The following is a 12,210-nucleotide window of genomic DNA, read 5'->3' as shown; positions in this document are numbered from 1 at the left end:
ACACACATGACGAACGGTCCGGGCGGTACGAGGCCCGGCGTCGCACTCGTCACCGGTGCCGGCCGCGGGATCGGCGCCGCCACGGTGGCGGCACTCGCCGCCCGTGGCTGGTCCGTGCTCGCCGTGGATCTGGCCTGTGACGACCCGGATCTGCCGTATCCGATGGCCACCAAGGCGGAGCTCGACGCGGTGGCGACGCGGGCGGGCCCACCCGAACGTGTACGGCCCTTCGTCGCCGACGTACGGGATCCTGCGGCTCTGGCGGAGGCCGTCTCCGAGGCCGAGCGACACTGGGGCGGCCTCGACGCGGCGATCGCCTGCGCTGGTGTGATCGCAGGCGGCGTACCGCTGTGGGAGGTGCCGCCCGCGCAGGAACGCGCGGTGCTCGACATCGACCTGGGCGGCGTCCTGAACCTCGCCCGGGCCGCACTGCCCGCGTTGCTGCGCAGGCCGGAACCCCGGCAGGGCCGCTTCCTCGCCGTGGCGTCGGCCGCGGCCACGCGAGGTCTGCCGATGCTCGCCGCCTACTGCGCGGCCAAGGCGGGCGTGGCGGGTCTGATCCGTGCCCTGGGCATGGAGTTGGGCGGCACCGGCGTGACCGCCAACGCCGTCAGCCCGGGCTCCACGGCCACCCCGATCCTCGCCCAGAGTGCCCGCCTGTACGACCTGCCGGACCGTGAGTCGTTCGCCGCCCAGCAACCCATGGGCCGCCTGCTCGATCCGGCCGAGGTCGCCGAGGTCCTCGCGTTCCTCGCCGGGCCCGGCAGCAGCGGCATGACCGGGGCGGTCGTCCCGGTCGACGCGGGGTTAGCCCTCTGAGAACCGGTCATCTCCGACCCGCACACCACCCCTGCACACCTCTGCGTACGTAGAAGGGACTCCTCATGGCCTTGCTCGGCAACCCCTGGTTCGAGACGGTCGCCGAGGCGCAGCGACGCGCCCTCCGCCGACTGCCGCCCGCCGTGTACGGCGCGCTGATCGGAGGCTCCGAAGGCGGCCTCACCCTCAAGGACAACCAGGTGGCCTTCGGCGAACTGGGCTTCGCCCCGCACGTGGCGGGCCTCGCCGCACAGCGCGATCTGACGACCACCGTCATGGGACAGGAACTCGCACTCCCCGTGATCTGCTCCCCGACCGGAGTACAGGCCGTGCACCCCGACGGGGAACTGGCCGTCGCCCGCGCGGCGGCGGCCCGCGGCACGGCGCTCGGGCTGAGCTCGTTCGCATCGAAGCCCGTAGAGGACGTGGTGGCGGCGAACCCGCGGACGTTCTTCCAGATCTACTGGTCCGGCACCCGCGAGCAGATCCTGCACCGCATGGAGCGCGCCCGCGCCGCCGGTGCGACGGGCCTGATCCTCACTCTGGACTGGTCGTTCTCACAGGGCCGAGACTGGGGCAGCCCGGCGATCCCCGAGCGGATCGACGTACGCGCGATGATCCGGTACGCGCCCCAGGCCCTCACCCACCCGCGCTGGCTGGCCGCCTACGCGAAGGCCCGCCGGCTGCCCGAACTGTCCGTGCCGAACATGACGCAGGGCCCGGACGCCGAAGTGCCCGGATTCTTCGGCGCGTACGGCGAGTGGATGCAGACCCCGCCCCCCACCTGGGAGGACCTGGCCTGGCTGGTCAAGCAGTGGGACGCTCCTTTCATGCTCAAGGGCATCACACGGATCGACGACGCCAAACGTGCCGCCGACGCGGGCGTCACCGCCCTGTCCGTCTCCAACCACGGTGGCAACAACCTCGACGGCACCCCTGCCGCGATCCGCGCCCTGCCGGCGGTGGCCGAGGCGGTCGGCGACGGGGTGGAGATCGTGCTCGACGGAGGTGTGCGGCGCGGCGCCGACGTGGTCAAGGCGCTCGCGCTCGGCGCGCGGGCGGTGATGATCGGCCGCGCGTATCTGTGGGGCCTCGCGGCGAACGGTCAGGCCGGCGTGGAGAACGTGCTCGACATCCTGCGCTCCGGAATCGACTCGGCGCTGCTCGGGCTCGGGCGCGCGTCGGTACGGGAACTCGGGCGCGAGGATGTGCTCGTACCGGAGGGGTTTGTGCGCAGGCTGGGCGCAGAGTAGCAACGCGAAGCGCTCAGCGCTCATGCGAGCTGAGGAGCGTACCGCGATGCGGTGCACCGTTCGCCGCATGCTCCTCAGCTCGCATGCCGTTCGCCGCGCTCAGGCGTCCTTCGCCAGGAGCCCGGAGAGCGTCTGCCGGAAGTCCTCGGTCTGGAAGGACTGGTACTCGGCGGTGGTTGCGAAGTCGAGGGTGGCCAGGACCGCGCGTTCCAGGTGCAGGTTGAGCAGCCGCTTCGTGGCCTCGACGGCCTGCCGCGGCAGGCCCGCGATGCGCTTGGCGCAGTCGAGGGCGTCGGAAAGCGGGTCCGCGCTGACGTGGTTCGCGAGGCCTATGGCGACGGCCTTGTCGGCGCGGATGCGGGCGCCGGTGAGGGCGTACTCCTTTGCGAGCATCAGGCTCGTGTGCAGCGGCCAGGTGAGCGGGCCGCCGTCGGCGGCGACCAGTCCGATCTGGACGTGCGGGTCGGCCAGATAGGCGTTCTCGTGGATGTAGGCGATGTCGCTGAGCGCGATCAGGCTGCACCCGAGCCCGACCGCAGGTCCGTTGACGGCGGCGACCACCGGGACGCGGCAGCGCGCCATGCCGAGGACGAGGTCACGGCCGTGGGCGATGGTGCGCGTGCGCAGCCCGGGGTCGTTGCTCAGCTGGTCCAGGTAGGTGAGGTCGCCGCCGGCGGAGAACGCGCGTCCGCTCCCGGTGAGCACGGCGGCGCGAGCCTCGTGGTCGTCGCTCAACTGCGGCCACAGTCGGGCGAGTCCGGTGTGCAGGGCGTCATTGACGGCGTTGAGGGCGTCGGGCCGGTTGAGGGTGATCACACGCAGCGGTCCCTCGGCGCGTACGTCGATCTCGGGCGGCAGGTCGTACAGCGGGCCGGTCATGTCAACCTCCAGGTCCGGCAGGTCATGTCACCCTCCAGGCCGCGCCGGTCTGTCAGCCTCCAGGTCGAGCAGGTCATGTCAGCCCCCGAGTCCCAGGATCCGGCGGGCGATGATGTTCTTCTGGATCTGCGAGGTGCCGCCCATGACGCTCTGGGAACGGCTGTAGAGGTACTCGGCGAACAGCTCCGGATCGCGTGTGCCGCCGACGGCGAGTGCGGCGTGGCCGACGTCCTGTTCGACCCAGGTCATCAGGAGTTTGTCGAGGGAGCCCGCGGGTCCGTGGGACACGCCGTCGAGTCGTTCGGACAGGCGGCGGCGCAGGTGGAGCCGGAGCATCTCGGCCTGGACCGCCGCCCAGCGCAGTTCGTCGGACGGCTCGGTCTCCGGTGCGCGCCGGGCGAGGGCGCGCACGAGCTTGCCGTAGCGGGCGGTGAAGCCGAGTTCGGCAGGTTCGCGCTCATGGCCGACCACGGTCATGGCGAGGGCCCAGCCTTCACCGGGGGCGCCGACCATGCGGTCCGCGGGAACTCGCGCACCGTCGATGACGAGCTGTCCGAATTCGCTCGTGACCCCGTTGATCATCTTCAGTGGCCGCTGCTGGATGCCTTCTTGGTGCATGTCGACGACGAACGCCGAGATGCCCTTGTGGCGCGGCACGTCCGGATCAGTGCGGGCCAGCATCAGGCACCAGTCGGCGACGTCCGAGTAACTGGTCCAGATCTTGCGGCCGTTGAGGAGATACGTGTCGCCGTCGCGCGCGGCCGTGGTGGTGAGGGAGGCGAGGTCGGAGCCTGCTCCGGGTTCGCTGAAGCCCTGGCACCAGCGTTCCGTTCCGTCGATCATGCCGGGCAGGAACCGGCGGCGCAGTTCCTCGCTGCCGTGCCGCCCCAGGCCCTGGACGAGATAGCCGAGGCTGGGGCGCGGGCGGGCTCCGGCGCGGGCGAGTTCCTCGTCGAGGATCACGTCGTACACCGGGGGCAGCTCGTGGCCGCCGTACGCGCGCGGCCAGGTGAGGCCGAAGAACCCGGCGGCGTACAGGGCCTGGTGCCAGTCGCCCTGCCGGGACCAGTAGTCCTCGCCGGCTCCCGAGGCGGGGAACCGCCCGGCGTTGTCCTTCAGCCAGGTCCGCAACCGGCCGCGGAACGCGGCCTCTTCGGGTGCGTCACGATAGTCCAAGGTCGATCTCCTCCAGGCGTACGGGGAACAGCTCGCTCGACGTGAGCACGCGCCGCAGGTACACATGGGCCAGGCACTCCCAGGTGTTGCCGATGCCGCCGTGCACCTGGATCGCGGTCTCGCACACGGTGCGCGCGGCGCGTGCGCAGTAGACCTTCGCGATACGGGCGGATCGCAGCGCCTCGTCCGGGCCGGTCTCGTCGACGGCCCAGGCCGCGTACCGCAGCACGCTGGTGGAGCCCTCGATGAGGGCGAGGCCCTCGGCGAGCGGGTGCGACACGGCCTGGTAGGAGCCGATGGAATGCCCGTACTGTTCGCGGATCTTGGCGTATTCGCAGGCCAGCGCGTGCGCTCCGCGGGCGGCTCCGAGCAGGTCGGCGGAGGTCGCGACGAGCGCGAGGGCGTGGAAGCGAGCGGCCCGCTCTTCGGTGAGCGCGGGCAGCGGCTCTGGTGCGCCGACGAGTTCGCTGCCCGAGCGCGTGAGATCAGCGGTGCGTACCGCGTCCTCCAACGCGCCCGCGAAGGGGATGGTGTCCCGCAGCTCGACCGCGCGTCGCATGCCCCGCGCGTCGACGGCCTCGCCGTTGACCGCGAGCGTCCAGGCGGTGCGGTCCGCGGGTGCGGCCGGGAGCAGTTCGTCGGCGAGCACCGGACCGAGATACGGCACGTCGATCAGGCCGCGCCCGAACTCCTCGGCGACCAGGGCGACTTCGACACCGGTGGCGCCGTCGGAGCGCAGCCGGCGCCAGCCCGTGTCGGCGACGGCCTTCTCCAGGCGGGTGAGGCGCGCTTCGTCGTCCAGGTCGAGGACCGACCCCGGTCCGAGGTCCGCGGCCAGTTTCCCGGCCGCCTCCCTCAGCCACTGCTGCTCACTGGTCAGCCGTGCGTCCATGACGCTCCTTCAGGACTCGGCGCAGGACCTTCCCTGACGGAAGGCGGGGTATCTCGTCCACGAACACGACCTCGTGCGGCCGTTTGTACGTGGCCAGGCGTTCGCCGACGTAGGCGATCAGGTCGTCCTCCGTCACCGGTGCACGCCTGGAGACGGCGGCGATCACCAACTCCGAGCCCGCATCGGCGGATACGCCGTAGACGGCGCAGTCGGCCACGGCCCGATGGCCGAGGAGCACGCCCTCGACCTCGGCAGGTGCGACCTGGAATCCCTGGACTTTGATCATCTCCTTGGAGCGGTCCGTGAGGTACAGCCATCCCTCGCCGTCCACGCGCCCGACGTCACCGGTCCGGTACCAGCCGTCCCGGAAGGCCTCGTGGGTTGCTTCGGCGGGCAGGTAACCCGCCATCAAGGAGGGCGACTTGAGCTCGATCTCTCCGGTCTCGCCGACCCCGAGGACGCGTCCCGTCTCCAGGTCCGTGACCCGCACCCGTACGCCCGGCACCGCCCGCCCCACACTGTCGAGCCGCGCGCCTTGAAGGGGATTGCAGGCGATGACGGGCAGTTCGCTGGCCCCGTATGCGGGCACCCAGCCGACCCCCGTACGGCGGGTGACCTCGTCGGCGACGCCGGCCGTCACGGGTGTCGCGCCCCACATGATGAACCGCAGCGAGGACAGATCGTACGACTCCAGGTCCGAGTGTCTCGCCATTGCCAGGGCGATCGGCGCGACGGCCATCTCGACGGTGATCCGGTCCTTCTCGATCCGTTCGAGGACCCGGTCCAGATCGAAGCGGCGATGCAGCCGCACCCACGCACCGACGGCGAGCGCCGTCTCGATGTTGAGCAGGCCGAGGATGTGCGAGGGCGGGGTGGTCACCTGGAGGCGGTCCTGCCCGGTGAGTTGGAGGGCGTCCGTCCAGTGCCGTATCGCCGCGGCGAACGACGCATGAGTGTGACGTACGGCCTTCGGCAGTCCGGTCGTGCCCGAGCTGAAGACGAGGACGGCATCGGCGGCCGGATCAAGCGGGGGGAACTCCCCCACGCCGTCCCCGGCAAGCGTCACCTCGTCCAGGTGCAGCATGGGCATCAGGTCGGCGAGCACCTGCTGGTCGCCGAGCGCGTCCACGGGACGGGTGACCGCCAGGACATGCTCGACCTCGGACCTCTTCCACGCCGGGCTGATGAGGACGACCGCGGCTCCCGCCTTCCACACGGCATGGACGGCCACCACGAACTCCGGCCGGTTCGAGGACATGAGCGCCACCCGCTCGCCCGGGCGCACCCCTCGGCGCACCAGGGTCGCGGCGAGTGAGCCGGCGAGGGCCTCGAGCCGGCCGCGGCTGTACGTCTCCTCCTCGAAGGCCAGGGCTGCCTCGTCCTGCGCGCCGGACGTCTGCATGTGAGAGGCTCCCATCTCGACTGCGAGAACGTTATTCTCAAAGCGATAGAACTTTCATACCAGAAGGAGGCCGCCCGTGCCGACCCCCTCGCCCGCGCCTGCTGCCTTCCACCGCGCGACGATCACCCGGATCGTCCGGGAAACCGCCGACACCACCACGTACACGCTTCGTCCGCACAGTGGCGATTTCTCCTATCGCGCAGGGCAGTTCTGCACGTTCCGCGTGCGGGTGGACGGGCGGCACCTGCTGCGTTCGTACTCGATGTCGAGTGCGCCGGAGACGGACGGCGAGCTGATGACCACGGTGAAGCGGGTGCCGGGCGGCAAGGTCTCGAACTGGCTGGGCGACCACGCGCGCGAAGGCGACACGCTCGAACTCACCCAGCCCCGGGGCCGGTTCTGCCTGCGCGACAGCGAGGTCCCGCTGCTCGGATTCGCCGGCGGCAGCGGCCTCACGCCCGTGTTCTCGCTGGCCAAGAGCGCACTCGCCGGTACGCGACGCAAAGTCAGGCTGCTGTGCGCCGACCGTACGCGGGACGCGATGATCTTCGCTTCGGCCCTCGACGAGCTGGTGCTGCGCTATCCCGGAAGGCTCACAGTCGTACGTCATCTGGACGCGGATCAGGGCCTGCTGGATCAGGCCCGGGTCAAGGAGTTCGTGGGTGCGGACGGCGACGCGGACGTGTACGTGTGCGGCCCCGAGCCCTTCATGGAACTCGTCGAGTCGGCGCTTCCGGGCGGCGGAAAGTTGTTCAGCGAACGGTTCGGCGCGGCAGCTCCTGCCGCCCCTCCGCCCGCGACGGCTGCCCCGCCCGCTCCGACGGCCGCGGCACCGGGGACCATATCGATCCGTCTGGGCAACCAACGGGTCGCGGTACCCGCCCACCCCGGCGAGACGCTTCTGCAGACCGCCCGCCGAGCGGGCCTGACCCCACCGTTCTCCTGCGAGGCCGGAAACTGTGCCACGTGCATGGCAAAGGTCACCGAAGGATCGGTGCGCATGCGAGTGAATGACGTTCTGGAGGACGACGAGGTGGCGGAGGGCTATGTGCTCACCTGCCAGGGGGTACCCGAAACGCCGTCGGTGACGGTCGAGTACGAGTGAACGTCGCCCGGGCGTCAGCGCGTGCGCACCGTTTGAGTCTGCGTGGTCTGGCCCACCAGCACCCGTCCTCGCACCTTGAACACATCGGTCTGCACGACGATGAAGGACCGCCCGACGTGCAGAGGGCGGGCCACTGCTCAACGGTGCCCGCGCGGACCGGGCGGAAGAAATTGGTCCTTGACTCGACGGTCGAACTGTCGGCACCCTGCGGCAGATTCAGGTAGGCGCACACGGCGCCGACCGTGTCCGCGAGAGTCATCAGCACACCGCCGTGGAGCGTCGCGCCGGCCGTGCACAGGTCGGAGGACCAGGACAGGGTGCCGCTCGCGTGCTCGGCGGTCGCCCCGGTGAGGTCGATTCCCAGCCCGTTGGCGAACGGCATGGCGGCCAGGAGGTCGGCGGGGCGGGTCAGGTCGGAGGCCATGACACCACGGTGGCCGGGACCGAATCCGTGGTCGATTACCCCAGGAGTCATTGACACCGGTGGCAGATGGACACCGGCGACAGATGCGAGTCCGGGCCTGACCTTCAGTACGACCGGGGCAGCCCCATCACGTGCTGGGACACGTAGTTGAGCACCATCTCCTGGCTCACGGGCGCGAGGCGAAGCAGTCGGGACTCCCGGAAGTAGCGCTCGACGTGGTACTCGCGGGCGTATCCCATGCCGCCCAGGGTCTGCACGGCGCGGTCCGCGGCCTGGAAGCCGGCGTCCGCGCACAGGAACTTCGCCATGTTGGCCTCGCGTCCGCAGTCCAGGCCGCGGTCGTAGCGCCAGGCGGCGTTGCGGGCCATGAGCCGGGCCGCGTCGAGGCGGGTCAGGGCCTCGGCCAGCGGGAAGGCGATGCCCTGGTTCTGGCCGATCGGGCGCTCGAAGACGATCCGCTCGCCCGCGTAACGGGTCGCCACGTCGAGGGCGGCCCGGCCGAGGCCCAGGGCCTCGTGGGCGAGGAGGATCCGTTCGGGGTTGAGGCCGTCAAGGAGATACTTGAATCCCTCCCCTTCCTCGCCGATCCGGGCGCTGACCGGCACCTTCAGACCGTCGATCACGATCTCGTTCGACGCCACGGCGTTGCGGCCCATCTTCGGGATGGGCCGGATCTCCACGGCGCCGCGGTCGACATCCGCGAGGAACACCGACAGGCCGTGCGTGGGCTTGGCCACCTCATCGCGCGGGGTCGTACGGGCGAGCAGCACCATCTTCTGCGAGTCGCCCGCCTTGGTGATCCACACCTTGCGGCCGTGGACGATGTAGTGGTCGCCTTCGCGGCGCGCGAAGGTGGAGATGCGGGTGGTGTCGGTGCCCGCGTCGGGTTCCGTGACGCCGAAGCACACATGCAGTTCGCCTGTGGCCGCCTGCGGCAGTACGGCACGACGGAGTGCCTCGCTGCCGTGCTTGGCCAGGACGTTGAGGCCGAAGATGGTCAGGTGCATGGTGGAGCAGCCATTCATGCCGGCACCCGATGCCGCGACCTCCTCGAGGAGCAGCGAGGCCTCCAGGACGCCGAGTCCGCCGCCCCCGTACTCCTCGGGGACGGCGATGCCGAGCCAGCCCGCCTTCGCGAAGGCCTCGTAGAACTCCCAGGGGAATTCGGCGCGTTGGTCGTGTTCGGCCCAGTAGTCGGGGGTGAAGGTGCGGGCCAGATCGCGGACGGCCGTCTGGATGTCCCTTTGCTGTTCGCCGAGTTCGAAGTCCATCAGTCCCGCTCGCCGCCCGGATGGCACAGCACGAGCACGGACCGGGCCACGAGTTCGCCTCCGCTGCCGAGCCCGTCGACGTAGCGCAGGGTCGTGTCGCGTACGGCGCCGGTGTAGGCCGGGTCGACGGCGCGCGGGCCCGGGGGCATGGGCAGGCCCTGGGCGAGCTCGCGGCGCCGCGCGAGCAGCGCGATGATCTGGTCGTCGAGTGCGGCGAGGTCGGCGCAGGCATGGCCGCGCCCTGTCGTCTCGACCACATGTGTCGTCACTGAGGCCCTCCCTTGGCGATGTGCGGTTGGTCCTTCAGGTCTTGGCGATGGTCAGCTGGTCCTTCATGACCTTCCCGGACGCGTTCAGCGGCAGCTCGGTCCGGAACTCCACGGATCTGGGCACCTTGTACCCGGCCATCCGCTCCCGGCTCCAGGCGAGCAGTTCCTCCTGCGCTACGGGGGAACGCGTGACGACGAACGCCTTGCCCACCTGACCGAGGCGCTCGTCCGGCACCCCGATGACAGCGGCCTGCGCGACCGCGGGATGCTCGAGGAGGAAACCCTCGATCTCGGCCGGGTAGGCGTTGAATCCGCCGACGATGAACATGTCCTTCTTGCGGCCGACGATCCGCAGCCGTCCGTCCGCGTCGAGCGTGCCGAGGTCGCCGGTGTGCAGCCAGCCGTCGGCGTCGACGGCCTCGGCGGTGGCCGTCGGGTCGTCGAGGTAGCCCTGCATGACGCTGTAGCCGCGCACCAGGACCTCACCGTCCTCGGCGATGCGCACTTCGACGCCGTCGCACGGGGTGCCGACGGTGGTGGCGATGGACTCGAAGGAGTCGCCGGGGCGTGAGGCGGTGACCGTACCGGCCTCGGTCAGCCCGTACCCGGTCATGATCGACCGGAAGGGCAGCTGCGTACGCACGCGCCGGATGAGCTCCACGGGAATGTCGGCGGCTCCCGTCACGGCGGCCCGCAGCGAGGACAAGTCACCGCCCTTGTCGGCCACTTCGAGGAGCGAGTGGTAGAGGGTCGGCGGACCGGGCAGCATCGTGATCTTCTCCCGCTGGATCAGCTCCACCACCCGGTCCACGTCGAAGACCGGCAAGGGGAGGATCGTGGCGCCGCGGATCAGCGAGGCGATGATGCCGGCCTTGTAGCCGAACGTGTGGAAGAACGGGTTGACGGCCAGATACCGGTCGCCCTCGCGCAGGTCCGCGAGGTGGCACCACTCCTCGTAGAGCCGCAGCGTCTGTTGGTGCGTCATCAGCACGCCCTTGGGACGGCCCGTGGTGCCCGAGGTGTAGATGACGTCGGCGATGTCATCGGGGCGGGATGCGCGGTCGTACGGCGATCCGCTCGCCAGGAAGTCCGAGCCGAGGTCCATCACCGGTATGCCGGCCGGCGCGGCGAACTCGCGCCCGAGAAAGCCCTGTTGGACGAGCACGAGCTTCGCGCCGCTGCGTCCGATGATGTCGTCGGCCTCCTGCTCCTGCAGCCGGGTGTTGACCGGAACCAGGACGCCGCCCGCGGTGACCGCGCCGAGCGCGGCCACGATCCACTCGGCCGAGTTGGGCGCCCAGACGGCCACGCGGTCGCCCTTGCCGATGCCCGCCGAGGCATACGCCCCAGCGGCCCTGCGGATGCGCTCCGCGAGCTCGGTGAAGCTCAGGCGCGTGGCCCCGTCCACGACCGCCACGGCGTCACCGAACCGTTCGGCCGCGCTGAGCGCCATCCGCGGGATGGTGCCCCAACTCTCCCACCCCTTTGCGCTCGTGGTGTTCATACGCCGAGCAGGCGGGCCAGGTTGCCGCCCATGACCTTGGCCTTGTCCTCCTCGCTCAGCTTCGCCAGGTGGTCGACATAGGTCACCGGGTCGGCGAGGCCCTCCGGGTGCGGGTAGTCGGAGCCGAACAGGACCCGCTCGATGCCGATGAGGTCGCCGAGCGCGGCCATGTCCTCCTCCCAGAAGGGGCTGATGTGGATGTGGCGCTTGAAGACGTCGGCCGGGTTCTCCTGGAACTCGTGCGGCATCTTCTTGTACACGTCGGCCAGGCGGTCGAGCAGCGGCTCGACCCAGGACGCGCCGTTCTCGATGACGGCGACCTTGAGCGCCGGGAAGCGGCTCAGCGCGCCGTGGCAGATCAGGGACGAGACGGCGTCCTCGATCGGCCGCCACTCGTTGATCTGCCGGAAGGCGTTGGGCTTGAAGGGCAGGAACTCCCGCTGGTTGCCCTCCCAGTCATTGGCGTAGTCCGAGTAGCCGCTGTCGGAGGAGTGCAGGGCGACGAGCAGGTCGTGGTGGACCACCCGCTCCCAGAACGGGTCGAACTCCGGCAGGGCGAACGAGCGGGTGATGCCACCGGGGCCGGGCACCGGCGCGGGACGGATCAGGATTGCCCGGGCACCTCGCTCCACCACCCATTCCAGCTCCTCGATCGCCTTGTCGACGATCGGGAGCGTGATGACCGGGACGGTGAAGATGCGGTCCTCGTAGTTGAAGGACCAGGTCTCGTGCAGCCACTGGTTGAGCGCGTGGATGACCGTGTGGATCAACTCCGGGTCGTCCTTCATCCGCTCCTCGATCAGGCTCGCGAGGGTCGGGAACATCAGGCTGCGCTGGATGCCGAGTTCGTCCATCAACTCCAGGCGCGGGCCGGGTTCACGGAAGGCCGGGATCGCGCGCATGGGTTCGCCGAATATCTCCCGGCGGGTCTTGCCGGTGGGGTTGCCGACCTTGAAGTACTCCTCCATGGCACCGGGCCGCGCGACGACCTCGAAAGTGGGGTTGGGGATGTACTCGCTGATCTGACCCCGGACTGCGATCTTCGTCCGGCCGTCGACCTGGACGTACCGGATCGCCCCCGCGTACTGCTCCGGCAGGTACTTGGTGAGGGCCTCCTCGGTCTCGTAGAGGTGGTTGTCCGCGTCGAAGAGCGGATACGGCAGCTCGCGCGAGGGCATGAGATCCTCCTTCACTGATTACGAGAATGCTATTCTCA

The 12,210-nt window shown here is 70.1% G+C and carries 11 protein-coding genes and 1 pseudogene; 3 read left to right on the top strand and 9 right to left on the bottom strand.

The genetic code is table 11. From position 1 onward, the window contains the following. The first annotated feature begins 6 nt into the window (after positions 1–6). Both ACZ5XS_RS15625 and mftD read left to right on the top strand, forming a co-directional pair. Entirely contained in the window at positions 7–819 is an 813-nt protein-coding gene (locus tag ACZ5XS_RS15625) for a mycofactocin-coupled SDR family oxidoreductase (protein ID WP_468651489.1), read from the top strand. Between the two features lie 65 nt (positions 820–884). After that, a complete protein-coding gene (gene mftD, locus ACZ5XS_RS15620; RefSeq protein WP_468651487.1) occupies positions 885–2,072 on the top strand; it encodes a pre-mycofactocin synthase MftD in 1,188 nt (395 codons plus the stop codon). A gap of 99 nt (positions 2,073–2,171) precedes the next feature. On the opposite strand, the gene ACZ5XS_RS15615 is transcribed toward mftD, so the two are convergent. The 4 genes from ACZ5XS_RS15615 to ACZ5XS_RS15600 all read right to left on the bottom strand — a co-directional run bounded on the left by ACZ5XS_RS15615 (position 2,172) and on the right by ACZ5XS_RS15600 (position 6,421). After that, on the bottom strand, positions 2,172–2,951 hold the full coding sequence (locus ACZ5XS_RS15615) for an enoyl-CoA hydratase/isomerase family protein (RefSeq protein ID WP_468651485.1): 780 nt from the start codon (positions 2,949–2,951) through the stop codon (positions 2,172–2,174). Positions 2,952–3,029: 78 nt separating this feature from the next. Beyond that, on the bottom strand, positions 3,030–4,127 hold the full coding sequence (locus ACZ5XS_RS15610; RefSeq protein ID WP_468651483.1) for an acyl-CoA dehydrogenase family protein: 1,098 nt from the start codon (positions 4,125–4,127) through the stop codon (positions 3,030–3,032). Further along, positions 4,114–5,019, bottom strand: coding sequence for an acyl-CoA dehydrogenase family protein (locus tag ACZ5XS_RS15605; RefSeq protein WP_468651481.1), 906 nt, complete (start codon positions 5,017–5,019; stop codon positions 4,114–4,116). Before ACZ5XS_RS15605 ends, ACZ5XS_RS15610 begins: the two co-directional genes overlap by 14 nt. Beyond that, positions 4,997–6,421, bottom strand: coding sequence for a class I adenylate-forming enzyme family protein (locus tag ACZ5XS_RS15600; RefSeq protein ID WP_468651480.1), 1,425 nt, complete (start codon positions 6,419–6,421; stop codon positions 4,997–4,999). The genes ACZ5XS_RS15605 and ACZ5XS_RS15600 overlap by 23 nt, the downstream gene beginning before the upstream one ends. A 76-nt stretch (positions 6,422–6,497) precedes the next feature. Here ACZ5XS_RS15600 and ACZ5XS_RS15595 point away from each other — a divergent pair, with 76 nt between their 5' ends. After that, complete coding sequence (locus ACZ5XS_RS15595; protein ID WP_468651478.1) at positions 6,498–7,526, top strand: 2Fe-2S iron-sulfur cluster-binding protein; 1,029 nt, start codon at positions 6,498–6,500, stop codon at positions 7,524–7,526. 14 nt (positions 7,527–7,540) lie between these two features. Here ACZ5XS_RS15595 and ACZ5XS_RS15590 read toward each other — a convergent pair. The 5 genes and pseudogenes from ACZ5XS_RS15590 to ACZ5XS_RS15570 form a co-directional block, all read right to left on the bottom strand. After that, positions 7,541–7,950 (bottom strand): annotated as a pseudogene (locus ACZ5XS_RS15590) (PaaI family thioesterase). Between the two features lie 104 nt (positions 7,951–8,054). After that, positions 8,055–9,221 (bottom strand): acyl-CoA dehydrogenase family protein, encoded by a 1,167-nt coding sequence (locus ACZ5XS_RS15585; RefSeq protein ID WP_468651476.1) that lies wholly within the window; start codon positions 9,219–9,221, stop codon positions 8,055–8,057. Further along, positions 9,221–9,490, bottom strand: a complete 270-nt coding sequence (locus ACZ5XS_RS15580) for a chorismate mutase (protein ID WP_468651475.1) — start codon at positions 9,488–9,490, stop codon at positions 9,221–9,223. The genes ACZ5XS_RS15585 and ACZ5XS_RS15580 overlap by 1 nt, the downstream gene beginning before the upstream one ends. Before the next feature lie 34 nt (positions 9,491–9,524). Further along, positions 9,525–10,994 (bottom strand): FadD3 family acyl-CoA ligase, encoded by a 1,470-nt coding sequence (locus tag ACZ5XS_RS15575; RefSeq protein ID WP_468651473.1) that lies wholly within the window; start codon positions 10,992–10,994, stop codon positions 9,525–9,527. After that, the gene (locus tag ACZ5XS_RS15570) at positions 10,991–12,172 is read right to left on the bottom strand and encodes an amidohydrolase family protein (RefSeq protein WP_468651471.1); all 1,182 of its coding nucleotides are present in this window, start codon (positions 12,170–12,172) and stop codon (positions 10,991–10,993) included. The genes ACZ5XS_RS15575 and ACZ5XS_RS15570 overlap by 4 nt, the downstream gene beginning before the upstream one ends. Between the last annotated feature and the right edge of the window lie 38 nt (positions 12,173–12,210).

This window comes from Streptomyces sp. NPDC033131 (assembly GCF_055578365.1).
Note: the sequence above shows the minus strand (reverse complement) of the source record. Positions and strands in the feature narration are given on the sequence as shown.

Coding starts and splice junctions, on each gene's coding strand:
- ACZ5XS_RS15625 (WP_468651489.1), top strand. CDS start 7: ATGACGAACGGTCCGGGCGGTACGAGGCCCGGCGTCGCACTCGTCACC.
- ACZ5XS_RS15570 (WP_468651471.1), bottom strand. CDS start 12,172: ATGCCCTCGCGCGAGCTGCCGTATCCGCTCTTCGACGCGGACAACCAC.
- ACZ5XS_RS15605 (WP_468651481.1), bottom strand. CDS start 5,019: ATGGACGCACGGCTGACCAGTGAGCAGCAGTGGCTGAGGGAGGCGGCC.
- mftD (WP_468651487.1), top strand. CDS start 885: ATGGCCTTGCTCGGCAACCCCTGGTTCGAGACGGTCGCCGAGGCGCAG.
- ACZ5XS_RS15575 (WP_468651473.1), bottom strand. CDS start 10,994: ATGAACACCACGAGCGCAAAGGGGTGGGAGAGTTGGGGCACCATCCCG.
- ACZ5XS_RS15585 (WP_468651476.1), bottom strand. CDS start 9,221: ATGGACTTCGAACTCGGCGAACAGCAAAGGGACATCCAGACGGCCGTC.
- ACZ5XS_RS15615 (WP_468651485.1), bottom strand. CDS start 2,951: ATGACCGGCCCGCTGTACGACCTGCCGCCCGAGATCGACGTACGCGCC.
- ACZ5XS_RS15600 (WP_468651480.1), bottom strand. CDS start 6,421: ATGCAGACGTCCGGCGCGCAGGACGAGGCAGCCCTGGCCTTCGAGGAG.